The organism is Streptomyces actinomycinicus (genome assembly GCF_016741775.1).
Lineage (GTDB): Bacteria > Actinomycetota > Actinomycetes > Streptomycetales > Streptomycetaceae > Streptomyces > Streptomyces actinomycinicus.
On record NZ_JAERRK010000012.1, the window covers coordinates 176925 to 200137 of the forward strand.

Consider the following 23213-nt stretch of genomic DNA (forward strand, 5'->3'; position numbering starts at 1 on the left):
GCCGGCTCAGACCACCATCGGCCGGTCCGTGGGCCTGATCGGGGACGGCAGGCGGGAGGTGCCGGTCAGATAACGGTCGACCGCCGCCGCGACCGCCCGCCCCTCCGCGATCGCCCACACGATGAGCGACTGCCCGCGCGCCGCGTCCCCGGCGGCGAAGACCCCGGGAACGTTGGTCGCGAAGCCGTCGTCCCGGGCGATCGTCCCGCGCGGCGCCAGCGCAAGGCCCAGTTGCTCGATCAGCCCGTCCTCCTGGTCGGGTCCGGAGAAGCCGAGGGCGAGCAGCACGTGGTCGGCCGGGAGCGTCCGCCCGGTGCCCGGCACCGTCTGCCGCCGCGCGTCGACCTCGACGAGATGCAGCGACCGCACCCGTCCCGTCTCGTCCCCCGTGAAGTGCAGTGTGGAGGCCGCGAACAGCCGGGCGTCCGCGTCCGCCTCCGGTGCCGTACCCAGGTCCCGCGCCTCCTCGTGCGCGGCCGACAGCCGGTAGATCTTCGGGTACGTCGGCCACGGCTCGGTGTCCTCGTCGCGCTCCGCCCCCGGCTGCGCGTAGATGTCCAGCTGGCTCACGGACGCGGCCCCCTCGCGCACCGCGGTCCCCAGACAGTCCGCCCCGGTGTCTCCACCGCCGATGATCACGACATGCTTGCCGGCAGCCGAAAGCGGCGATACCTCCAGATCCCCCTCACACACCCGATTGGCCAGCGGCAGATACTGCATGGCCTGGTGTATCCCTTTCAACTCCCGGCCCGGTACGGGAAGTTCCCGCCACGCCGTCGCTCCCGTGGCGATCACCACCGCGTCGTACCGGGTCCGCAGTTCCGCCGCCGGTACGTCCCGCCCCACCGCCGTCGACGTACGGAACTTCGTCCCCTCGGCCCGCATCTGCTCGATCCGCCGCTCCAGGTGGTGCTTCTCCATCTTGAACGCGGGGATGCCGTACCGCATCAGCCCGCCGATCCGGTCGTCCTTCTCGTACACGGCCACCGTGTGCCCCGCCCGGGTCAGCTGCTGCGCCGCGGCGAGCCCGGTGGGCCCGGAACCGATGACGGCGACCGTCCTGCCGGACAGCCGGTCGGGTGGCCGGGCCGGGGTGAAACCTTCCTCCCACGCCCGGTCCGCGATCGCGCACTCGACGTTCTTGATGGTGACCGCCGGCTGGTTGATCGCCAGCACACACCCCGCCTCGCACGGCGCCGGACACAACCGCCCGGTGAACTCGGGAAAGTTGTTGGTGGCGTGCAACCGGTCGCTCGCCGCCCGCCAGTCCTCCCGCGAGACGAGGTCGTTCCACTCGGGGATGAGATTGCCCAGCGGGCAGGCCTGGTGGCAGAACGGAATGCCGCAGTCCATGCAGCGGTCGGCCTGCTTGCTGATGATGGGCAGCAGCGCTCGCGGGACGTACACCTCGTCCCAGTCCCGCACCCGTTCCTCGACGGGCCGCCGCGGCCACTCCTGGCGCGGCGTGGTCATGAACCCCTTGGGATCGGCCATGGGCGTCTCCTCGCGTACGGGCACCCAGGGCGCCGGATGTACGGCGGGCCGTGCGTCATCGAGCGGCACTCTTTCGGCCACGATACGTCCGGGCCGACGGCCCCGCAGAGCGGCGGACAGCGCTTTCTGCCGGGGGTTCCTCAGTGACCGGCCGGGGGCAGGCCGTGATCAGCGAAGGAGGAAGCCCCGGATCGCTGACGGCGGTGGTAGGGGATCACCAGAGGCGGAGGTCAGGGCTCAGCGAAGCGGTGGTCAGGGGGCCACGCGGGCGGAAGTCAGACGGCCACGCGGGCGGAGGTCAGACGGCCACGCGGGCGGAAGTCAGGGGAGTCACCCTGGGCGCGATTCAGGGGGTTGCCATGGGCGGAATCAGGTGAGGGCCAGTATGTAGACGAGGGCCGCCGCGGCGGAGGCCACGGTCCGGACGTGGTTCCAGTAGGTCCACTCGCGCACGTACACCGGCCAGTACACGGCGGCCTCCGGCGCACCCGCGGTGAGCTTGGCCAGCCGGTCGTTGCGGGGCACGTTCGCGATGATCGTCAGCCCGAACGAGCCGAACAGGTACAGCGCACTGCCGGTCAGCAGCTCCACCTTGCCCTGGTCCGGCCACACCACGAACGTCACCACCGCGATCATGACACTCAGCACCGCCGATCCCATGAACACGGCCATGAAGGCAGGCCGCACCGCGGCGACGTTGATCGCGTTCATCGCCGCGACACCCTGCGCGGGCGGCAGCGCAGCGAGCCCCCGCATCACGAAGGTCGAGAATCCGCAGAAGACACCGGCTACCAGCCCGGTCCCCAGGATCCCCGCCAGGACCAGTACGAAGAACGGCCCCTCGATCATCTCCACGCCCCCATCCCACTCGGCCCGGGCCGTGCCCGGCGTCAGCATCAGCTTCACTCCCAGTAAAAGACCGACCGCAGATACCGGCCGTCACCCGAGCCCGCGCCGCCCCGCCTCGGCCCACGGCCGCCGTCCTGCGTACTTCGCCCCTCCCGGAAGCCCGCGTCACCTGGTATGGGCCGATGACGGCCGTCCTGCGTCCTTCGCCCGTTGCGGAAGCCCGCGCCGCCCCCCCTCGGCCGACGGCGGCCGTCCTGCGTCCTTCGCCCCCTCCCGGAAGCCCTCGCGCTCCGCCTCGGCCGATGACGGCCGTTCTCCCTCTCAGCCGGCGTCTTCCCCGGCCGCCTGCCACGCCCGCAGCACGCTCTCCACGGCCGGCGCGATCCGGCGCCGGGCCTCATGCCGCGGTACCCCGCGCATCAGGAGCTGGTCGTACGGCGTGTCCACATGCCGCACGCCCGCCACGACCGCCGAGATCACCGCCCCCTCGGTCAGCGCCCGCCCGGCCGCGCTGCGCCCGACCCGCCCGCTGCCGCGCACCGAGGCGTGGGCCGCGATCGCCCGGGCCCGGTCGGCCGGGCACCCTGGGAACAGCCGGACGATCTCGGCCGCGAACGCTGCCGCGAACCGCTCGTCCTCCTCCGCCCTGCGCCGCGCGTCCCGCGCCCGCCGCCGGCGCCGCGCCTCCGCGTCCGCCAGACAGCGGGCCTCGGCCCGGGCGAGCGCGGCCTCCTCCACGAGCACGCCCTGACGTTCGTAGCGGCTCTTGCGCCGGTTGAACCGCACCACCACCGCCGACAGCGAGCTTTCCTCCCGCGACCTGCGGGTCAGGGCCGTGTCCCCGCGCGGCAGGAACACCAGGTGACCGAGGTCCGCACAGTGCAGGCAATGCGGGGCGCCCTCCTCCAGTACCAGCAGCGACAGCGGCCCGCGCCGGCAGCGTGCACACCGCTTCTGTTTCAGCGGCTGGATGACGACAAGTCGGCCGGGGGAGTGGGGAGTTGCGGGAAGCGCCATACGCGGTACTTTCCCCGCCGCCGCCCCGTCTCCCACCCCCACTCACGCCAGCTTGTCCCCTACCCCCACCCACACCAGCTTCTCCCCCTTCCCCGCCCGCGCCGGCTCTTCCCCTTGCCGCCCTCACCGGCCTCGCGCCCGCCCTCACCGGCCTCGCGCCCGCCCTCACCGGCCTCGCGCCCGCCCTCACCGGCCTCGCGCCCGCCCTCACCGGCCTCGCGCCGCTCCCGTCCCGACGGCCCGACGCCGTCTCCGCCCGGGCGCCCGCGTCGCTGCGCCGGGCCACCCGGCATCATGGGCCGTGTGCGACTCGAAGCGATCACCTGGGACCGGCTCGCCGAGCAGCTTGCCGACCGGCTGGCCGGACTGGCACCGGCCGACGGTGCGACGTGGCCGCGTGTCGGCTTCGACGGAGCCCCGGCCGCCCGCCCCGGAGACCTCGCCGCCCGCGTCGGGGAGGCACTGCGGGTGCGTGGCCGGCCCTCGCTCGTGGTCGGCGCCGAAGGCTTCCTGCGCCCCGCCTCTCTGCGTCTGGAGCACGGGCGACGGGACGCGGAGTCGTACTACAGCGGCTGGTTCGACACCGGCGCCCTCTGGCGCGAGGTCTTCGGCCCGCTCGACCCCGGCGGCAGCGGACGGATCCTGCCCGACCTGTGGGATCCGGTCTCGGACCGCGCCACCCGCAGCCCCTACGTCCAATTGCCGCCCCGCGGAATCCTGTTGTTCCACGGCCCCCTCCTGCTGCGCCACTGGTTCCCCTTCGACCTGGCCGTGCACCTCCTCCTCTCGCCGGGTGCCCTGCGTCGCCGCACCCCCGAGGCCGACCACTGGACCCTTCCCGCCTTCGAGCGCTACGAGGCCGAGACCGACCCTGCCGGCACGGCGGACGTCCTGGTGCGTGCCGACGACCCGCGCCACCCCGCCTGGAACGGTTGAACCCGGACGCCTGGTCCGTCGTGTCCTCTCGGTCTGATCCGCCGGCGCCCTCGCCGCTCACAGCCAGCCGTTGCGCCGGAAACCCCGGTACAGCGCCAGACACGCCCCCGCCATCACGGCCATGATCAACGGATAGCCGAACCGCCAGTGCAACTCCGGCATGTGGTCGAAGTTCATGCCGTACACCCCGCACACCATCGTCGGCACGGCGATCACCGCGGCCCAGGCCGTGATCTTGCGCATGTCCTCGTTCTGCGCGACGGTCACCTGCGCCAGGTGCGCCTGCAGAATGGAGTTGAGCAGTTCGTCGAACGCGGCGATCTGTTCCTTGGCGCGGATCAGATGGTCGAGCACATCCCGGAAATAGGCCTGTATCTCCGGGGCGACGACCCGTATGGGCCGGGTGGCCAGATCCTCCACCGGGCGGCCCAGCGGTACCACCGCCCGCTTCAGCTCCAGAAGTTCGCGCTTCATCTGGTAGATGCGGCCCGGGTCGAGCCGGGCGCTGTTCTCCGAGAACACGTCCGTCTCCACCTGATCGATGTCGGCCTGCACCGCGTCCGTGACGTTCAGGTAGTCGTCGACGACGTGGTCCGCGATCGCATGCAGTACTGCCGCCGGTCCTTTGGCGAGCTGGTGCGGGTGCGCCTCCAACTCCTCGCGCAGCGGGCCCAGGGAGCCGTGGCGCCCGTGTCGCACGGTGATGACGAAGTCCTGCCCGACGAACACCATGATCTCGCCGGTGTCCACCACTTCGCTGGTCGCCGTGAGCTGCTCGTGCTCCACGTAACACACTGTCTTGAACACCGCGAAGAGCGTGTCCCCGTAGTGCTCCAGCTTCGGGCGCTGATGGGCCTCGACCGCGTCCTCCACCGCCAGGGGATGCAGGTCGAACAGTTCGGCGATGCCGGCGAATTCCAGGTCCGTCGGTTCGTGCAGCCCCAGCCAGACGAAGCCCTCACCGCTCTTGCGCACCAGCCGGACGGCGTCCACCAGGTCACCGCACCCCGGCACACGCACACCGTCCTGGTACGTCACGCACTTCACCACGGACGAGCCCAGCGGTGACCTGGCGGGATGACTCAGGTCCACGCGTCGCCGACGCCGGGCCAGCCGCGCCACCGTGCGCAGGCCGCCGACCCGGCTCAGCTCCGTGACCTTCCGCAGATTCCCTGCCATGGACATCTGGATCTCCTCGCGTGGATCCCCTCGCACAACGCTCTCGCGCCTCGCCCGGCAAGTCTGCCAGTCCCCGGCGAAGTGCGGGCAAGCCTGTGGGAGCAGGGGGTTCCGCTTGGTTCCCGCCTGTGGACGAAGCGGCCGTCGAACCGGGCGAGCCGGGTGAGCGGGATGCTACGCCGACCCCGCACTCCGTCCCCCCCCCCCGCACTCCGACCCTTGGCCTGCCCCGACGAATACGGCCCCGGACAGCGCCTCGCCAACCGGCTGCGCCAGGGCTTCCGCACGCTGCTCGCCGACCGCGGCGCCAACCTCTCCCACGGCCGCAAACTCCCGCGCCTGCTGCGGGAAGCCGGGCTGCACGGAATGGAGGCCGAGTACACCGACGTGCGCAGTGGCTGAACACACCGACGCGCGCAGCGGCTGAACACAACGGCGGGCCAAGGGGCTGACCACAGCGATGGATGCTGGTCGAGCGCAACGATGGGCGAAGGGAAAGTCAACTGGCCTGTCGGGACACCACCTGTCCCCCGCTTTGCGGATGCGGCGGTCTGCCGCCCACCCGTTCCACCGCCTCCGCACCCGCACGGCAGCCCCGTTCCGCCGCCTCCTCCGGCGCCGCGCCCGCGACCAGCGCGGCGAGGAAGGCGCCGGTGAAGGCGTCGCCCGCACCCGTGGTGTCCCTAGGCACCACCGGCAGGGCCGGGACCCGGGCGCGTATGGCGCCGGAGCGGGCCACCAACGCCCCGTCCGCGCCTGCCTTGGCCACCACCATCGGCACGAGACGGCTCAACTCGGCCGCCGCGTCCGCGGGATCCGGCAGGCCGGTCAGCAGGCAGGCCTCGTCCCGGCTGGGCAGCAGCAGGTCCAGCTGCCGCGCGAACGCCAGGAACCGGTCCGCCCCCAGTTCCGCCAGGAAGCCGGCCGATGCCGGGTCCAGACTGACCGGCACGCCACGCGCGCGTGCTGCTGCCAGCGCCGTCTCGGCCAGCTCCCGACTCGGCTCCGCGAACAGCAGGTAGCCCGACAGATGCAGCCGGTCCACCCCGTCGAGCAGCGCGTCCGACCAGTCGGCGGGGCACAGCCGCAGGGCCGCACCGCTGTCCGTAAGGAAGGTCCGCTCGGCCGCTGCGCCCGTGTCGACGAGGCAGATCACCGTCCCGGTCGCCGCCTCCGGATCCACCACCAGCCGGGGCAGCACCCCCGCCGCCACCAGTTCCCGCTCGTGCCACGCGGCGGCGTCCGCGCCCACCCGCCCCATCAGCCGTACGTCCGCACAGCCCGCATGGGCGGCCCAGCAGGCCACGTTGGCGCCCGCGCCGCCCGGCAGCGTCCGGATCACGGCGGTCGTGTCGGTGCCGCCCGCGAGCGGCCCCCGGTGCCGGGCGACCACATCCGTCACCACGTCTCCGACGACCAGCAGCGCACCGTTCCGGCCCGCGGTCACCCCCTCGTCCACGCCGTGGCGATCCGTGCCGCCAGCCGTACGTTGCCGCGCACCGCCGCCAGGTTGGCGCTCAGCGAGGCGCCGTCCGTGTACCGGACCAGGTAGTCCAGCAGGAACGGCGTCACCGCCTGCCCGATGACGCCCTGTTCCCCGCAGGCGCGGAGCGCGTCGGCGAGCACGCGCGCGTGCAGCTCGGGATCGAGTTGCTCGGCCTCCGGGACGGGGTTCGCGACGATCAACGTCGATGCCGGCGTGTCCAGCGCGTCCTGGGCGCGCATGACGGCTGCGACCTGCTCCGGGGTGTCCAGCCGCCAGTCGACCGGATGCCCCGAGTCCGACAGGTAGAAGCCGGGGAACCGGTCCGTGCCGTACCCGGCGACGGCCACACCCAGCGTCTCCAGCCGCTGCAGCGTCGCCGGCACGTCGAGGATCGACTTCACGCCCGCGCACACCACCGTGATCCGGGTACGGGCCAGCAGCCCGAGGTCGGCCGACTCGTCCTGCGTCACCGTCCACTCGCGGTGCACACCGCCCAGCCCGCCCGTCGCGAACACCCTGATCCCGGCCAGCGCTGCCAGCTGCGCCGTGGCCGACACGGTGGTCGCCCCGCTCACCCCCGCCGCGACGGAGAGCGGCAGATCACGGTGGCCCAGCTTGCGGATGCCGTCCTGGTTCGCGACCCGCTCCAGCTGCTCCTTGTCCAGGCCGACCCGGGGGCGTCCGTCGAGCACGGCGACGGTGGCCGGCACGGCACCCTCCCGGCGCACCGCCTCCTCCAGCTCCAGCGCCACCTGCAGATTGCGCGGGCGGGGCAGGCCATGCGCGATGATCGTGGACTCCAGGGCCACCACCGGCTGCCGCGCGTCGATCGCCGCCCGGACTTCTTCCGACACCACCAGCACCACGTGCCCGCCTCCTGTCCGTCGGTCCTTGCCTCATCTCTGGCGGTCACCGGCCCCGGATAAACGCTTGCGGCCTGTGGGGGAGACCACCAGCCTGGGCCGCATGACGAACAACACCACGCGTCTCGATCATGTCGTCCTGTGGGTGTCCGACCCGGTCGCCGCAGCCGGCTTCTACGAGACGGCCGTCGGTCTCGAACCGCTCCAGGTCGCCGAGTTCGCCGAGGGGAAGGTGTCCTTCCCATCCGTCCGCGTCAACGAGGAGACCATTCTGGACCTCGCCCCGCGCACCCTCGCCGAACGCATGCGGATGCTGCCCGGCTCCGCCGACAGCGCCGGCCACCCGGTCAACCACATCTGCCTGGCTCTGCCGGCCGACGCCTTCGACGCCCTGCGCGCGCGTCTCGAGGAACGCGGCGTCCCCGTGTCGGACATCGACCACGGTTCCTCCGGCGCCCGGGGCGACGCCACCCGAAGCTTCTACTTCCGCGACCCCGACGGCAACGTCTTCGAGGCCCGCCACTACGACGACTAGCGGCGTCCCGGGCCGGTCAGAAGAGCGGCTCCGGCAGCACACCCTCCAGGGCGAGCAGTTTCCGCTTGGTCTCGAGGCCGCCCCCGAAGCCGCCGATGCCACCGTCGCTCTCGACCACGCGGTGGCAGGGCACCACCACCGGCAGCGGGTTGGCGCCCATCGCCGCCCCGACCGCCTGTGCCCCGCCGGGCTGGCCGACCCGCCCGGCCAGGTCGCCGTATCCGACGACGGTGCCGTACGGCACACCGGACGCCAGCTCGCGCAGCACCTGCCGGTTGAAGCCGGAGATCAGCGACCAGTCCAGCGGCAGGTCGAAATCGTGCCGGTCACCCGCGAAATACGCCCTGACCTGGCGTATCGCCTCCGCCAGCAGCGGCGCGTCCGGATCTTCCAGGGTGCCGCCGCCCAGCCGTGCGGCCAGCCGCTCCAGCGCCCGGTCGCGCACCGCGTCCGAGGCGTGGAAGACGATGTTGACGAGGCCCTCGCGGGTCGCCGCCAGCATCAGCGGGCCGATGTCCGTGCCGACGACGGCCCACACGACCCGCTGCTCAACCTGCCCGTGGCTGTCCATGTGCCCACGGTACGACCCGGCACTGACAACGCCCGCCCGGCTCAGTCCGTGCCGAGTGCCGCCCGCACCACGTCGGGCTTGTTCGTGATGACCCCGTCGACCCTGTAGCCGGCGACCAGGCGGGCGGTGGCCGCGTCGTTCACCGTCCAGGCGAACACCCCGAGCGGCTTGTCGTGCGGTCCGTCGAAGGCGTGCACGGCAGCGACGTAGCCCAGGGACAGCGACCCGTACGAGGGATTGATCAGATCGGTGAAGCGTGCGAACCAGTGGAGCTGCGCCACGGTCGGCGTACCGAGGTAGGCGGTGGTGACCGCGGGCCTCAGCTCGTGGACGGTGCGTACGCTGCCGGCGCTGAAGCTCTGCACGATCAGCCGCTCCAGGTGCCCGCGGTCGAGCCAGCCCTCGTTGCCGAGGAGCTTCAGCGTCTCCTGCTCGATGCCCGGGTACAGCTCCGGGTTCTTGATCTCCAGGAGCAGCTTCCCGTGGTTGCCCTCGACCCTGCGCAGGTACTGGTCCAGCGTCGGCACGCGCGCGCCAGCGTACGCGGGGGAGAACCAGCTGCCCGCGTCGAGCCGGGCGACCTCGGCGGCGGTGAAGTCCTTCACCTTCCACGGCGCCCGTCCGGGGAAGACGTCCTCGACGTTCGTGGTGCGCTGCAGGCTGTCGTCGTGCAGGACGACCAGCCGGCCGTCCTTGGTGCGCTGGACGTCGTTCTCGACCCAGGTGAAGCCCAGCTCGGCGGCCTTGTCGATGGCGGCCAGCGTGTTCTCGGGAGCGTAGGCGGAGGCACCCCGGTGCGCGATCACCGTGGGCACGCCGTGCTCGCCCGCACGCGCGCGTGAGGTGGGGCTCAGCAGTATCGCCGTCGTGACCAGACCTGCGGCGACCATGGCGGCAACCACGCGTGCGTACATGCGTACTCCCTCGCGTCGACGAACACCGACAGCACCAGACTGACAGCAGACGGTCAACGGCACCCGGGGTGCACGATGACCACAGATTGAATGGAGATGTCCCAGCACGCTCACGGGTGCCGCACAAGTGAGGCAAGGGCGTGTTTCTTTGCCGGAAAATCGTTCGACCATTCCGGTGGGGGTCATACTCTCTGCGAAAACCCTGACCGCCGGAGCGGTCCTGGGACGGGGGCATATTTCAGGTATTTCCGGGACGCAACAGGGCGGAAAGGCAGCCGCGGATGCAAGGCACGGTCGACGGATTCAGCTACGGGGCCGTCACCCCGGTAGTGGCCTACCTGATGGCCTGCCTCGGGGGTGCCCTGGGCCTGCGGTGCACCACCCGGTCCCTGCTGGTCACACACTCCCGGCGCCCCGCCTGGCTGGCCCTCGGCTCGGCGGCGATCGGCTCCGGCATCTGGACCATGCACTTCGTCGCCATGATGGGCTTCTCCATCAACGAGGCACCGCTCCACTACGACAAGTCCATGACCTACGCGAGCCTCGGCCTCGCAATCCTCATGGTCGGCGTCGGGATCTTCATCGTCGGTTACCGGGGCGCCACCGGGACCCCGCTGTTCACCGGCGGCACGATCACCGGTCTGGGCGTCGCCTCGATGCACTACCTCGGGATGGCGGGCGTCCGTTTCCACGGACGGTTCACCTACAACACGTTCACCGTCGCCGTCTCCGTCGTCATAGCGGTCGTCGCCGCCACCGCAGCCCTGTGGGCCGCCGGGCGCGTCCGCGGCTTCCTGTGGAGCGTGGGCGCGAGCCTCGTCATGGGACTCGCGGTCACCGGCATGCACTACACCGGGATGGCCGCACTCGGCGTCCACCTCGACGGCGCCCCCCACGCGGTCGCCGGCGCACCGGCCGCGTCCGCGCTCGCGCCGATGCTGATCGGGCCGCTCGCCTTCCTGCTCCTGGCCGGCGTCGTCGTGATCTTCGATCCGCTGATGGTGACGGGCCGGCCCGGCTGGCGCGACGGCGAGCACAAACCCGGGGTACCGGCCACCGAGGTCGCCTCCCACACGGACCGCCGCCCCGCCCTGCACGCCGGCCGCCCGCCGGCCCGCAGGCCCGGGCACCACAGGGCCCGCACTCCGCAGAACCGCTGATCGGAACCCGTTGTCAGTGGGGGGTCGTACGGTGGATGGCATGCGGCCCGTTTCCCACATCGAACGCACGGTGGCGCCCTTCGAGGTCGTCAGCCCCTACCAGCCCAGCGGCGACCAGCCGACGGCCATCGCCGACCTGGCCAAGCGCATCCGGTCCGGTGAGAAGGACGTCGTCCTGCTCGGCGCGACCGGCACCGGCAAGTCCGCCACCACGGCGTGGATGATCGAGCAGCTCCAGCGCCCCACGCTCGTGATGGCGCCGAACAAGACGCTGGCCGCCCAGCTGGCGAACGAGTTCCGCGAGCTGCTGCCGAACAACGCGGTCGAGTACTTCGTCTCGTACTACGACTACTACCAGCCCGAGGCCTACGTCCCGCAGTCGGACACCTACATCGAGAAGGACTCCTCGATCAACGAGGAGGTCGAGCGCCTGCGGCACTCGGCCACCAACTCGCTGCTCACCCGCCGCGACGTCGTCGTCGTCGCCTCCGTGTCCTGCATCTACGGCCTCGGTACTCCCCAGGAGTACGTGGACCGTATGGTTCCCCTCCGGGTCGGCGACGAGATCGACCGGGACGAGCTGCTGCGCCGCTTCGTCGACATCCAGTACACGCGCAACGACATGGCCTTCACCCGGGGCACCTTCCGGGTCCGCGGCGACACCATCGAGATCTTCCCGGTCTACGAGGAGCTGGCCGTCCGCATCGAGATGTTCGGCGACGAGATCGAGGCGCTGTCCACGCTCCACCCGCTCACCGGCGAGATCATCAGCGACGACCAGCAGCTGTACGTCTTCCCCGCCTCCCACTACGTCGCCGGCCCCGAGCGCATGGAGCGGGCCGTCAACGACATCGAGAAGGAGCTGGGGGAGCGCCTCGCCGAGCTGGAGAAGCAGGGCAAGCTCCTGGAGGCCCAGCGCCTGCGGATGCGCACCACGTACGACATCGAGATGCTCCGCCAGATCGGCACCTGCTCCGGTGTCGAGAACTACTCGATGCACTTCGACGGCCGCCTGCCCGGCTCCGCGCCGAACACGCTGCTGGACTACTTCCCGGACGACTTCCTGCTCGTCATCGACGAGTCGCACGTCACCGTCCCGCAGATCGGCGCGATGTACGAGGGCGACGCCTCCCGCAAGCGCACCCTCGTGGACCACGGCTTCCGCCTGCCCTCCGCCCTCGACAACCGTCCGCTGAAGTGGGAGGAGTTCCAGGAGCGCATCGGGCAGACCGTCTACCTGTCGGCCACCCCGGGCACCTACGAGCTGTCCCGCGGTGACGGCGTCGTGGAACAGATCATCCGCCCGACCGGCCTGGTCGACCCCGAGGTCGTCGTCAAGCCCACCGAGGGCCAGATCGACGACCTGGTGCACGAGATCCGCAAGCGCACCGAGAAGGACGAGCGGGTCCTGGTCACCACGCTGACGAAGAAGATGGCCGAGGACCTCACCGACTACTTCCTGGAACTCGGCATCCAGGTCCGCTACCTGCACAGCGACGTCGACACCCTGCGCCGTGTCGAACTGCTGCGCGAGCTGCGTTCCGGTGAGTACGACGTCCTGGTCGGCATCAACCTGCTCCGTGAGGGCCTGGACCTGCCCGAGGTGTCCCTCGTGGCGATCCTGGACGCCGACAAGGAGGGCTTCCTCCGCTCGGGCACCTCCCTGATCCAGACCATCGGCCGCGCGGCGCGCAACGTCTCCGGCCAGGTCCACATGTACGCCGACAAGATCACCCCGGCGATGGAGAGAGCCATCGACGAGACCAACCGTCGCCGGGAGAAGCAGATCGCCTACAACAAGGCGAACGGCATCGATCCGCAGCCGCTGCGCAAGAAGATCAACGACATCGTCGCGCAGATCGCCCGCGAGGAGGTCGACACCGAACAGCTCCTCGGCTCCGGCTACCGCAAGTCGAAGGACGGCAAGGGCGCCAAGGCCCCTGTCCCCTCGCTCGGCGACAAGGCGGCCACGGGCGCGAAGGCCGGCAAGGCCGCCAAATCCGCCAAGGGCAAGGCGGTGCCCACGGACCGCCCGGCGGCCGAGCTTGCCGAGCAGATCGAGGAGATGACCGAACGCATGCGTGCCGCGGCCGCGGAGCTGCAGTTCGAGATCGCCGCCCGGCTGCGCGACGAGGTCTCGGAGATGAAGAAGGAGCTGCGCCAGATGCGTGAGGCCGGACTCGCCTGAGTCCCTCCCGTCGTGCCGGACCTCGGCATTTACGCCAAGTGTTGCAACACCGACACAAAGCGTGGGCCGGGGTTCGGCACTGTCAGTGCCTCTGCGTAGTGTTCTGGACAACCGCGCGGTGCGAGCAACGGCACGGCGCGGCAACAGGGGACCGTCGAGAGGGGATTGAGCCGTGTCCGTCAACTTGAGCAAGGGTCAGGCGATCAGCCTGGAGAAGAAGGACGGGGCTTCTCTGAGCGCGGTCCGCATGGGGCTCGGCTGGCAGGCGGCGAAGCGGCGTGGCCTGTTCGGTTCCCGCACGCGCGAGATCGACCTGGACGCCTCGGCCGTCCTCTTCGCCGAGAAGCAGCCCGTCGACGTCGTCTTCTTCCGCCACCTGGTGAGTGACGACGGTTCCGTGCGCCACACCGGTGACAACCTCGTCGGCGGCGTCGGCCAGGGCGGTGACGACGAAGCCATCCTGGTGGACCTGCAGCGCGTCCCGGTCCACATCGACCAGATCGTCTTCACCGTGAACTCCTTCACGGGCCAGACCTTCCAGGAGGTGCAGAACGCGTTCTGCCGCCTCGTGGACGAGACCAACGGCCAGGAACTCGCCCGCTACACGCTGGCCGGCGGCGGCGAGTACACCGCCCAGATCATGGCCAAGGTGCACCGGGCCGGCTCCGGCTGGACGATGACCGCCATCGGCACCCCGGCCAACGGCCGTACCTTCCAGGACCTGATGCCGGCGATCCTGCCGCACCTGTAGGACCGGACCGCCCGCTGACCCGGCGCGGCCCGCACGACATCACGACACAGGGGGCGAGGGCGATGACCGCCGAGCTGGTGCGGGGGCAGAACCACCCGCTGTCCGAGGTCCGGCTGGAGATCCGGATCTCGGCCGGGGTGCCGGTCGTCGCCGGGGCCACACTCGGCGACGAACAAGGCACGGTGCACGGCACCGAGTGGGTCGCCCACCCCGGCGCCCCCGCCCTGCCGGGCATCGAGGTGTCCCGGCAGGCCGCGGCCGAGCACCGCCTGGCCGTCGACCTCGCCGCCCTGCCCGAGGCGGTGCACCGCCTCGACGTGTTCCTCGCCCTGCCCACCGGTACCGCGGGCCCGCTCCGCTTCGGCGCCGTCCCCGCCCCGCACACCGCGGTCAGCGGGCGCGACGGCACCGAAATCGCCAGCTACACCCTCACCGGCCTGGACACCGAAGCGGCCGTCCTCGCCCTGGAGCTGTACCGCAGGCAGGGCGCCTGGAAGGTCCGGGCCCTCGGCCAGGGCTATGCGGCCGGTCTCGCCGCGCTCCTCGCCGACCAGGGGCTGCATGACGCCGCCGACCTTGCGGCAGCCGTCCAGGAAGCGGTGACCGATCGCCTGGCCCGCGCGGTGCCGGCACCCTCGACCGCGTTCGACCCCCACACCGCTCCCGCGCACGACCCACTGGCTGCCTCCGCCGACCCTCAGGTCACCTCCGGGCCCGGACCGGCGGAGCCGACGCCGCCGTACCCGCTGAGGCCCGACGACAGCGCCGACGCGAGCCGCGCCGACCAGCACCTCCGCGCCACCGGCCCGGATCACCAGCACTCCGGCGGCCCGGTCGACTACACGCACCCCCGTCGCGCGCACCGCACTCCGCCCCCGCCGTCACCCACTGCCGCCCCGGCCGCCGACGGGGAGCCGGCGCAGCCCGTCGCGGGGGACGCCGTGGGCTGGACGATGGAGGAACGGTTGTACAACCAGGTCTGGGGGATGTTCGAGGACCTGGCCCGCACCACGGCTGCCTACCGCAGCGCCGTCGACTTCGCCGACTCCCGCCTGGAGAAGGAGCTGGACCAGCTTCTCGCCGACCCGCGCCTCCGGCTCGGCACGGGGGCCGATGACGCCCGGGAGGTGGCCCACGCTCGTCACACCCAGCTGACCGACCAGGCCCGCGCGGCTTTCGACCGCGACCTGGCTCAGCTCACCGCCGAGGCCGAGGTGGTGGAACCCGCGCTTCCGCCCGCCTACGCCCGCTGGGACAACCCCGTCTGGCACGCCTACCGGTCCCCGGCCGAGCCGCCGATGGCCCTGCGGCTCGGCGACCTCCATCTCCCCGAAAGCGTGCCGCTGAGCATCCCCCTGCTGGTCAGACTGCCGCTGGAACGAGGTCTGTGGATCGACAGCGGCCCGACACCGGGTGACGACTTCCGGGCGGACTCCGCCGAGCTGCGGCACCTGGCCATGGAGACGGCGGCCGCCCTCGCCGCGCGCCTGCTCGCCGTCCACCCGCCGGGGGAGTTCGCCGTGCAGGTCATCGACCCGGCCGGAGCCGGGTCCCGGGCCCTGCTGCCGCTGACGCGGTCCGGAGTGCTCGGGGCGCCCCCCGGCGCCGGAGCGGCGGGGGTCGCACAGGTCCTGGAGTCGCTGACCCGGCGAGTGGACCTGGTGCAGATGGCGATGCGCGGCGGCATGGCCGAAGCGCTGCCGGCCGATGTGGACACCGCGCAGCAGCTCCTGATCGTCAACGACTTCCCGCACGGTTTCGACGACCGGGCGGTGACCCGTCTGCGCTATCTCGCCGATGAGGGCCCGGCCGTCGGCGTACACCTGCTGCTCGTCGCGGACCGCGAGGACGCCACCGCCTACGGCCCCCTGCTCGACCCGTTGTGGCGTTCGCTGCTGCGACTGACCCCGCTGCCCGACGACCACCTCGCGGACCCGTGGATCGGCCACGCCTGGACCTTCGAACCCTCGCTCGTCCCGGTCGGCAGCCGGGTCCTGGAGGAGGTGCTCGCCGAGGTGGCCAGAAGTCGGACCAAGTACAGGTAAAGATCGCCTGACCTGCCTTTTTGGTGTTCCTTTTACTTGCCCCTTTACCGTTCCTTGGTGATTGGGTACTCTTTTCCGTACGGAGGGGAGTACTCCCTGACTGCGGCGCACCCGTCAGTACGGACCGGATCCGGTCCCGGGGCGTCGGCCCATCGCGGGTGGAAGAGACCTCCGGCAGCAACAACGCTGATGTGTTTGCCGTCACGTAATGCCGGAGGTGCAGTGGAAGTCTCCATGACCCTGTGGGTCCTCACCATCGTGGGCCTTGCCGCCCTGATCGCCGTCGACTTCTTCATCGGGCGCAAGCCGCACGATGTGTCGATCAAGGAAGCGGGCATCTGGACCGTCGTCTGGATCGCCCTGGCCGGCCTCTTCGGCCTCGGCCTGCTCCTCTTCGGCGGCGGACAGCCCGCCGGCGAGTTCTTCGCCGGTTTCATCACCGAGAAGTCGCTGAGCGTCGACAACCTCTTCGTCTTCGTCCTGATCATGGCGAAGTTCGCGGTGCCCAGCCAGTACCAGCAGCGCGTCCTGCTCGTCGGTGTCCTCATAGCGCTGGTCCTGCGGGCCGTCTTCATCGCCGCCGGAGCCGCGATCATCGCCAGCTTCTCCTGGGTGTTCTACCTCTTCGGCGCCTTCCTGATCTGGACCGCCTGGAAGCTCGTCCAGGAGGCCCGCGCCGACGAGGAGGACGAGGAGTACGAGGAGAACAAGCTGCTGAAGGCCGCGGAGCGCAAGTTCGGCGTGGCCGACCGGTACCACGGCACCAGGCTGTGGATCCAGCAGAACGGCAAGCGCGTCATGACGCCGATGCTGGTCGTGATGCTGGCCATCGGCACCACCGACGTCCTGTTCGCCCTGGACTCCATCCCGGCGATCTTCGGCCTCACCCAGGACCCGTACATCGTCTTCACCGCCAACGCCTTCGCCCTGATGGGTCTGCGTCAGCTGTACTTCCTCATCGGCGGACTGCTCAGGAAGCTGGTCCACCTCTCCTACGGTCTGTCGATCATCCTCGGCTTCATCGGCGTCAAGCTGGTGCTGCACGCCCTGCACGAGTCCGGTGTCCACGTGCCCGAGATCAGCATCCCGGTCTCCCTCGGTGTGATCTGCGCGGTCCTCGCCGTCACCACGATCACCAGCCTGATGGCCTCCAGGAAGCAAGCGGCCGCCGAGGCGGCGCGCGCCGGCGGTGAAGGTGCCGCGAAGGACACCGTCGACGCCTGACCCCGGCACGACGCGGGCCCGGTTCCGCCGGCGCCGGGCCCGCACCGGAAAGGACGAGAGGTATCCGAAAAGAGCGGAATGCAGATCTTGTGCAGCTCTGCGACGATCGCCGCATGATCACTCGGCTCCGGTCGCTCACCCGGTCATGGACGATCCTCGTGCCGGTGCTCGCCGTCGTCCTGCTGGTCTTCACCTGGGGCCGGGACCTGCCCGGTGCGGTCGTGGCCCTGGTGACGCTCGTCCTCGCCGGTGCCGTGCTGGCGGCGGTGCACCACGCCGAGGTGATCGCCCACCGGGTCGGCGAACCCTTCGGTTCGCTGGTGCTCGCCGTCGCCGTCACGATCATCGAGGTGGCCCTGATCGTCACCCTCATGGCGGACGGCGGCGACAAGAGTTCCACCCTGGCCCGGGACACCGTCTTCGCCGCCGTGATGATCACCTGCAACGGCATCGTCGGACTCTGCCTGCTCGTCGCCTCCCTGCGGCACGGCACGGCGGTCTTCAATCCGGAGGGCACCGGCGCGGCGCTGGCGACCGTGGCGACGCTGGCCACGCTCAGCCTGGTGCTGCCGACCTTCACGACCAGCAAGCCCGGGCCCGAGTTCTCCACGATCCAACTGACCTTCGCCGCACTGTCGTCACTGATCCTCTACGGCCTGTTCGTGACCACCCAGACCGTGCGTCACCGTGACTACTTCCTGCCCACCACCCGCGAGGGCGAGGTCATCACCGCCGACGCCCACGCCGAACCCCCGCCCGTGCGGACCGCGTGGGTCAGCCTCGGACTGCTGGGCCTGGCCCTGGTCGGGGTCGTCGGCCTGGCCAAGAGCGTCTCGCCCACGATCGAGTCGGGCGTGGCCGCGGCGGGACTGCCGCAGGCGGTCGTCGGCGTCGTCATCGCCCTGCTCGTCCTGCTGCCGGAGACGATCGCCGCACTGCGTTCCGCTCGCCGGGACCGGGTGCAGACCAGCCTCAACCTGGCCCTCGGTTCCGCGATGGCCAGCATCGGCCTGACCATCCCGGCCGTGGCCCTCGCCTCCGTCTGGCTGTCCGGGCCGCTCGTCCTCGGCCTCGGCGCGACCCACATGCTGCTGCTCGCGCTCACCGTGGTGGTCAGTTCCCTCACGGTGGTGCCCGGCCGGGCCACTCCCCTGCAGGGCGGCGTGCATCTGGTCCTCTTCGCGGCCTACCTGGAACTCGCGGTCAACCCGTGACCGGCTCCACCGCCGCCACGGGTACCGGCCGTGTCTCGGGCAGCAGCGCGAAGCAGACCAGGCTGAGCAGTGCGATGCCGGTCAGATAGACCCCCACGCCCCACGGGACCCGTCCGCCCCGCTCCGCGAGCGCCGTGGCCACGACCGGGGTTAGCGCGCCGCCGAGGACCCCGCCGAGGTTGTAGCCCACGGCGGCGCCCGTGCAGCGCACCCGTGCCTCGTACAGCTCCGGCAGATAGGCCGCGATCACCGCGAACATGGTCACGAAGGCGAGCAGGGCGCCCAGGATGGCGAGGAACATCAGCAGCGGCTCGCCGGTCGCCAGCAGCGCCACCATCGGGAGCATCCACAGGACGCAGGCCGTGCAGCCCGTCAGACACATCGGGCGGCGTCCGTAGCGGTCGCCGAGCAGCGCCATGAGCGGGGTGAGTGCTCCCTTCACGACCACCGCGGCCATGATGCACGTCAGCATGACCGTCCGGCTCACCCCGAGCCGTTCCGTCGCGTACGCCAGGGACCAGGTCGTCACCGCGTAGAACACGGCGTAACCGACGGCCAGCGCCCCGGCCGTGAGCAGCACCAGCCGCCCGTGGTGCCGTACGACCTCGACGAGCGGCACACGCGCGTGGTCGTCGATCTCCAGGAACCGGGGGCTCTCCGCGAGCGACGAGCGCAGCCACAGACCGGCCAGTGCGAGCACGCCGGCCGCCCAGAAGGGCACGCGCCAGCCCCACCGTGCGAACTCGGCGTCGGACAGCGCCGCCGACAGCACGAGCATCACCCCGTTGGCCAGTACGAAGCCGAACGCAGGTCCCACCTGCGGGAAGCTCGACCACAGGGCACGCCGCCGCGCGGGCGCGTGCTCGGCGGTGAGCAGCACCGCCCCGCCCCACTCGCCGCCGAGCCCCAGGCCCTGCAGAAAGCGCAGGACAAGCAGCAGTACGGGGGCGGCGACACCGATCGCCCCGTACGACGGCACGCAGCCGACCGCGACCGTGGAGGCGCCGGTGAGCAGCAGTGAGACGACGAGCACCGGTCGTCGCCCGTGCCGGTCCCCGATGTGCCCGAACAGCACCGAGCCCAGCGGCCGGGCCACGAACCCCACCCCGAACGTCCCGAACGCCGCGAGCGTCCCGGCGACAGGTGAGAACGTCGGGAAGAACAGCGGCCCCAGAACCAGGGCCGCTGCGGTGCCGTAGACGAAGAAGTCGTAGAACTCGATCGCCGTCCCGGCGAGTGAGGCGGCGGCGAGCCGCAGCATGGACGGTGTGCTCACGGAGCGTGCAGGGCGCATATTGCGTCAACTACCCGTAGTGATCAAGAGTTACGGGGGCGTACAGGAGTGATCACGGGCCCGGAGTGCACGCCGTGGTGAGGGCGCGCACGGCACACCGCCCGCCCCGGCCACCGTGATAGACCGGGTGCGAGCAGCGGTCGTCGACGTACCGCCCCGAAGGACCGGAGGAACCGTGCCCCGCACCCTGGCCAACGCCCCGATCATGATCCTCAACGGGCCCAACCTGAACCTGCTCGGCCAGCGCCAGCCCGAGATCTACGGCAGGGACACGCTGGCCGACGTGGAGGCGATGTGCGCCAAGGCGGCAGCGGTGCACGGCGGCACGGTGGACCTCCGGCAGTCCAACCACGAGGGCGAACTGGTCGACTGGATCCACGAGGCACGGCTGAACCACTGCGGGATCGTCATCAACCCGGGTGCCTACTCGCACACCTCGGTCGCGCTCCTGGATGCGCTCAACACCTGTGACGGCATGCCGGTGTTGGAGGTGCACATCTCCAACATCCACCAGCGGGAGTCGTTCCGGCACCACTCCTATGTCTCGCTGCGTGCCGACGGCGTGATCGCCGGCTGCGGGGTGCAGGGCTACGTGTTCGGCGTGGAACGGGTCGCGGCCCTGCTGGGGGCGGCACAAGCCGACGCGTAGCCCCCCGCACGCATGCCCTGCGGGGTGGCCCCGGGGGCGCATGGCCTGGGGCGCGGCTACAGTCGGCCCGCCTCGACGATCCGCCGCAGGAAGCGTCGTGTGCGGTCCTGCTGCGGGTCGGCGAAGACCTCTTCGGCGGTGCCGCGCTCCAGCACGACCCCGCCGTCGAGGAAGCACACCTGGTCGGCGACGTCCCGCGCGAAGCCCATCTCGTGTGTCGCCAGCACCATGGTCATGCCCTCGTCCTTCAGACCGCGCACCACCTCCAGCACCTCGCCCACGAGTTCGGGGTCGAGGGCGGCCGTGATCTCGTCCAGCAGCAACAGCCGGGGACGCACGGCGAGCGCCCGTGCGATCGCCACACGCTGCTGCTGGCCGCCGCTGAGCCGGTCGGGGTATGCATCAGCCTTGCCGGCGAGTCCGAGGCGCTCCAGCAGCTCCCTGGCCCGTTCCTCGGCCTCCCCCCGGGAGACGCCGTGCACCCGGCGCGGGGCGAGCGTGATGTTGTCGACCACGGTCATGTGCGGGAAGAGGTTGTACGCCTGGAAGACGACGCCGATCCGGCGCCGTACCGCGTCCTGGTCGACGCGCGGGTCCGTGATCTCCTCGTCGTCCAGCCAGATCGCGCCGTCGTCGATCTCCTCCAGGAGGTTGGCGCACCGCAGCAGCGTGGACTTGCCCGAGCCGGAGGCGCCGATCAGCGCGGTGACCGTGTGCGGGGCGACTTCCAGATCGACGTCCCGCAGGACGACCGCCCCACCGAAGGTCTTGCGGACGGACTCCATGCGCAGAACGGGCGCGTTGCTCAGGGGCGTGCTCACGGGCTTGCTCTCGGCTGTGTTCTCGTTCGTGCTCACAGGGATCCTTCCCGGGTGCTCACAGAGATCCTCCTTGAGCCCGCTGCCGGTCCATCCGGGCCGTCACCCAGTCCGTGAACCGGGTCATCGGGATGGTCAGCGCCACGAACACCAGCCCGGCGACGACGTACGGCGTGTAGTTCAGACTGCGGCCCGCGATGATGTCGGCCGCGCGCACGGCGTCCACCGCACCGCCGATCGACACCAGACCGGTGTCCTTCTGCAGCGACACCAGGTCGTTGAGCAGCGGCGGCACCTGCCGGCGCACCGCCTGCGGCAGCACGACATGGCGCAGCGTCTGCCGGTTGGACAGGCCCAGAGAGCGGGCCGCCGCACGCTGCGAGGGGTGGATGGACTCGATGCCGGCCCGGAACACCTCCGCCACGTACGCCGAGTAGGTCAGCGTCAGCGCCGTACCGCCCAGCAGCACCGGATCGACCGTCACGCCCTGCAGCCGCAACGCCGGGACGCCCAGGACCACGATCATCAGGTTGATGATCAGCGGCAGTCCGCGGAAGAAGTCCGTGTACGCCGCAGCCAGCACCCGGAGCGGGAAGAACACCGGCCCGCGCAGTGTCCGCGCCACGGCGATCAGCATGCCGAGAACCAGCACGGCGACACCGCACACCAGCATCAGGCGCACGTTCAGCCAGAGTCCTTCGACGACCTTCGGGAGCGCCTCGCGCGCGTAGTGGGCGCTGAAGAAGGTTTCCCTGGTGCGCGGCCAGCCCGGGGCGCCGACGACGACCAGGCAGAGCACGGCGGCCGTGACGAGCGTCGAGACGGCCGCGACCGCCGTGGCCCGGCGGGCACGCGCGCGTCGGTACCGCTCGCGTTCCAGGCGCCGCTCGGAGGGCACGTAGGCGTCACCGGCGCCCCCGGACCTCCCGGCCGCGCCCTCCCGGGGCGGGTCCCCCTTGGTGACCGTCACTTGAGCACCGGGGCGTCGACGGCCTCCGACAGCCATTGCTTCTCGATCCCGGCCAGCGTGCCGTCCTTGCGCAGGGCGTCGACGGCGCCGGACACGCACGAGGTCAGCGCGCTGCCCTTGTCGAGCACGAGACCGAACTGCTCGGGCGCGCCGCCCTGGTTCTCGAACTGGCCGACGATCTTCGCGTTCGTCACCTCGGCGGCGGTGATGTAGAACGCGGTCGGCAGATCGGTGACGACGGCGTCGACCTGACCGTTCTTCAGCGCGGACTTGGCCTGGTCGTTCTTGGCGTAGACGGCGGCGTCCTGCTCCGGCTTCACCACGTCGCTGATGTAGTCGAGGCTCGTGGTGCCCACCTGGGCGCCCAGCTTCAGCTTCTTCAAGTCCGTGATGCTCGCCGCCGTGGCTGCCTTGCCGCCCTTCAGCGCGATGACGGCCTGGCGCACGTCGTAGTAGCCGGTGGAGAAGTCCACGGCCTTCCTGCGCTCCGTGCTGATCGACACCTGGTTGACGTCGAAGTCGAAGGTCTTCGCACCCGGTGCGAACGCCTTGTTGAACGGCACCTTCTGCCATACGACCGCGTTCTTGCCGTACCCCAGCCGCTTCGCCACGGCGTAGGCGACCGCCGACTCGAAGCCCTTGCCGTTGGCGGGCTCGCCGTCCTTGAACCACGGCTCGTACGCCGGCTCGTCGGTCGCGATCGTGAGCTTCCCGGACGTCTTGGTCGCCAACTTGCCCTGGGCGCAGTTCTTGCCGGCCGTCCCGGAGGGGGACGCCGAAGCCTCGTCCTCGGGCTGCGGAGCGCAGCCGACGGCGGTGGCGAGCAGGGCTACGGTGGCGGCGGCTACTGCGCGGCGCAGGGCGCGGGGGGCAGGATGCATGGCCGGAGAGTGGCAGCGAAAACGGCGTCTGTCCATGTCACGACGGTCGTTGTCCGCATACTGGGAACGGGTGTTGCGGCCGTGTGAACGCGGATGAATGCACGTCACGCGCGCGTGCCGAAGCCCGGGCCGCCGGCCGAGGGCGGGGTTGGAGACCGGCGGCCCCTGCCGCCCA

21 protein-coding genes and 1 pseudogene are annotated in these 23213 nt (G+C 71.1%); 10 read left to right on the forward strand and 12 right to left on the reverse strand.

Features of this window, described 5'->3' with window-relative positions; all coding sequences use genetic code 11:
• Positions 1 to 6 precede the first annotated feature (6 nt).
• The 3 genes from JK359_RS23315 to JK359_RS23325 all read right to left on the reverse strand — a co-directional run bounded on the left by JK359_RS23315 (position 7) and on the right by JK359_RS23325 (position 3360).
• Positions 7 to 1494 carry a glutamate synthase subunit beta gene (locus JK359_RS23315; RefSeq protein ID WP_201838902.1) on the reverse strand — a complete coding sequence of 496 codons (1488 nt, stop codon included), beginning with the start codon at positions 1492 to 1494 and terminating at the stop codon, positions 7 to 9.
• A 369-nt stretch (positions 1495 to 1863) separates the two neighbouring features.
• Positions 1864 to 2343, reverse strand: coding sequence for an anthrone oxygenase family protein (locus tag JK359_RS23320; RefSeq protein ID WP_201839061.1), 480 nt, complete (start codon positions 2341 to 2343; stop codon positions 1864 to 1866).
• A 321-nt stretch (positions 2344 to 2664) separates the two neighbouring features.
• Positions 2665 to 3360: a DUF2293 domain-containing protein gene (locus JK359_RS23325; RefSeq protein ID WP_201838903.1), complete on the reverse strand. Its 696-nt coding sequence runs from the start codon at positions 3358 to 3360 to the stop codon at positions 2665 to 2667.
• A 303-nt stretch (positions 3361 to 3663) separates the two neighbouring features.
• Here JK359_RS23325 and JK359_RS23330 point away from each other — a divergent pair, with 303 nt between their 5' ends.
• A complete protein-coding gene (locus JK359_RS23330; protein ID WP_201838905.1) occupies positions 3664 to 4296 on the forward strand; it encodes a nucleoside/nucleotide kinase family protein in 633 nt (210 codons plus the stop codon).
• Positions 4297 to 4353: 57 nt separating this feature from the next.
• Here JK359_RS23330 and corA read toward each other — a convergent pair whose 3' ends face one another.
• A complete protein-coding gene (corA, locus tag JK359_RS23335; RefSeq protein ID WP_201838907.1) occupies positions 4354 to 5481 on the reverse strand; it encodes a magnesium/cobalt transporter CorA in 1128 nt (375 codons plus the stop codon).
• Positions 5482 to 5679: 198 nt separating this feature from the next.
• Between corA and JK359_RS23340 the strand changes: the two are divergent.
• Positions 5680 to 5853 (forward strand): annotated as a pseudogene (locus JK359_RS23340) (SAM-dependent methyltransferase); the annotation flags it as partial.
• A gap of 121 nt (positions 5854 to 5974) precedes the next feature.
• Here the strand turns inward: JK359_RS23340 and JK359_RS23345 are convergent.
• Complete coding sequence (locus JK359_RS23345) at positions 5975 to 6934, reverse strand: carbohydrate kinase family protein (RefSeq protein ID WP_201838909.1); 960 nt, start codon at positions 6932 to 6934, stop codon at positions 5975 to 5977.
• Entirely contained in the window at positions 6919 to 7827 is a 909-nt protein-coding gene (locus JK359_RS23350; RefSeq protein WP_201838916.1) for a pseudouridine-5'-phosphate glycosidase, read from the reverse strand. The genes JK359_RS23345 and JK359_RS23350 overlap by 16 nt, the downstream gene beginning before the upstream one ends.
• 100 nt (positions 7828 to 7927) lie before the next feature.
• Here JK359_RS23350 and JK359_RS23355 point away from each other — a divergent pair, with 100 nt between their 5' ends.
• Positions 7928 to 8359, forward strand: coding sequence for a VOC family protein (locus tag JK359_RS23355; RefSeq protein ID WP_201838918.1), 432 nt, complete (start codon positions 7928 to 7930; stop codon positions 8357 to 8359).
• 16 nt (positions 8360 to 8375) lie between these two features.
• Here the strand turns inward: JK359_RS23355 and JK359_RS23360 are convergent, their stop codons facing one another.
• The gene (locus JK359_RS23360) at positions 8376 to 8930 is read right to left on the reverse strand and encodes a methylated-DNA--[protein]-cysteine S-methyltransferase (RefSeq protein WP_201838920.1); all 555 of its coding nucleotides are present in this window, start codon (positions 8928 to 8930) and stop codon (positions 8376 to 8378) included.
• Positions 8931 to 8971: 41 nt separating this feature from the next.
• Positions 8972 to 9844 carry a glycerophosphodiester phosphodiesterase gene (locus JK359_RS23365; RefSeq protein ID WP_201838922.1) on the reverse strand — a complete coding sequence of 291 codons (873 nt, stop codon included), beginning with the start codon at positions 9842 to 9844 and terminating at the stop codon, positions 8972 to 8974.
• A gap of 281 nt (positions 9845 to 10125) precedes the next feature.
• Between JK359_RS23365 and JK359_RS23370 the strand changes: the two genes are divergently transcribed.
• The 6 genes from JK359_RS23370 (at position 10126) to JK359_RS23395 (ending at position 18426) form a co-directional block, all read left to right on the forward strand.
• A complete protein-coding gene (locus JK359_RS23370) occupies positions 10126 to 11004 on the forward strand; it encodes an MHYT domain-containing protein (RefSeq protein ID WP_201838924.1) in 879 nt (292 codons plus the stop codon).
• Positions 11005 to 11044: 40 nt separating this feature from the next.
• A complete protein-coding gene (uvrB, locus tag JK359_RS23375; RefSeq protein ID WP_201838932.1) occupies positions 11045 to 13192 on the forward strand; it encodes an excinuclease ABC subunit UvrB in 2148 nt (715 codons plus the stop codon).
• A 172-nt stretch (positions 13193 to 13364) separates the two neighbouring features.
• A complete protein-coding gene (locus JK359_RS23380) occupies positions 13365 to 13943 on the forward strand; it encodes a TerD family protein (protein ID WP_201838935.1) in 579 nt (192 codons plus the stop codon).
• A gap of 62 nt (positions 13944 to 14005) precedes the next feature.
• A complete protein-coding gene (locus tag JK359_RS23385; RefSeq protein WP_201838937.1) occupies positions 14006 to 15988 on the forward strand; it encodes a TerD family protein in 1983 nt (660 codons plus the stop codon).
• 222 nt (positions 15989 to 16210) lie between these two features.
• The gene (locus JK359_RS23390; RefSeq protein WP_201838945.1) at positions 16211 to 17212 is read left to right on the forward strand and encodes a TerC/Alx family metal homeostasis membrane protein; all 1002 of its coding nucleotides are present in this window, start codon (positions 16211 to 16213) and stop codon (positions 17210 to 17212) included.
• Between the two features lie 113 nt (positions 17213 to 17325).
• Positions 17326 to 18426: a calcium:cation antiporter gene (locus JK359_RS23395; protein ID WP_201838952.1), complete on the forward strand. Its 1101-nt coding sequence runs from the start codon at positions 17326 to 17328 to the stop codon at positions 18424 to 18426.
• Here JK359_RS23395 and JK359_RS23400 read toward each other — a convergent pair.
• The gene (locus JK359_RS23400) at positions 18416 to 19687 is read right to left on the reverse strand and encodes an MFS transporter (protein ID WP_201839062.1); all 1272 of its coding nucleotides are present in this window, start codon (positions 19685 to 19687) and stop codon (positions 18416 to 18418) included. The genes JK359_RS23395 and JK359_RS23400 overlap by 11 nt on opposite strands.
• 208 nt (positions 19688 to 19895) lie before the next feature.
• On the opposite strand from JK359_RS23400, the gene aroQ reads away from it, so the two are divergent.
• A complete protein-coding gene (aroQ, locus tag JK359_RS23405; protein ID WP_201838953.1) occupies positions 19896 to 20369 on the forward strand; it encodes a type II 3-dehydroquinate dehydratase in 474 nt (157 codons plus the stop codon).
• Between the two features lie 56 nt (positions 20370 to 20425).
• Here the strand turns inward: aroQ and JK359_RS23410 are convergent, their stop codons facing one another.
• The 3 genes from JK359_RS23410 to JK359_RS23420 all read right to left on the reverse strand — a co-directional run bounded on the left by JK359_RS23410 (position 20426) and on the right by JK359_RS23420 (position 23038).
• Positions 20426 to 21154 carry an amino acid ABC transporter ATP-binding protein gene (locus JK359_RS23410; RefSeq protein ID WP_201839063.1) on the reverse strand — a complete coding sequence of 243 codons (729 nt, stop codon included), beginning with the start codon at positions 21152 to 21154 and terminating at the stop codon, positions 20426 to 20428.
• A 91-nt stretch (positions 21155 to 21245) separates the two neighbouring features.
• Complete coding sequence (locus JK359_RS23415; protein ID WP_201838954.1) at positions 21246 to 22157, reverse strand: amino acid ABC transporter permease; 912 nt, start codon at positions 22155 to 22157, stop codon at positions 21246 to 21248.
• A complete protein-coding gene (locus JK359_RS23420; RefSeq protein ID WP_201838955.1) occupies positions 22154 to 23038 on the reverse strand; it encodes an ABC transporter substrate-binding protein in 885 nt (294 codons plus the stop codon). The genes JK359_RS23415 and JK359_RS23420 overlap by 4 nt, the downstream gene beginning before the upstream one ends.
• Positions 23039 to 23213: the final 175 nt, after the last annotated feature.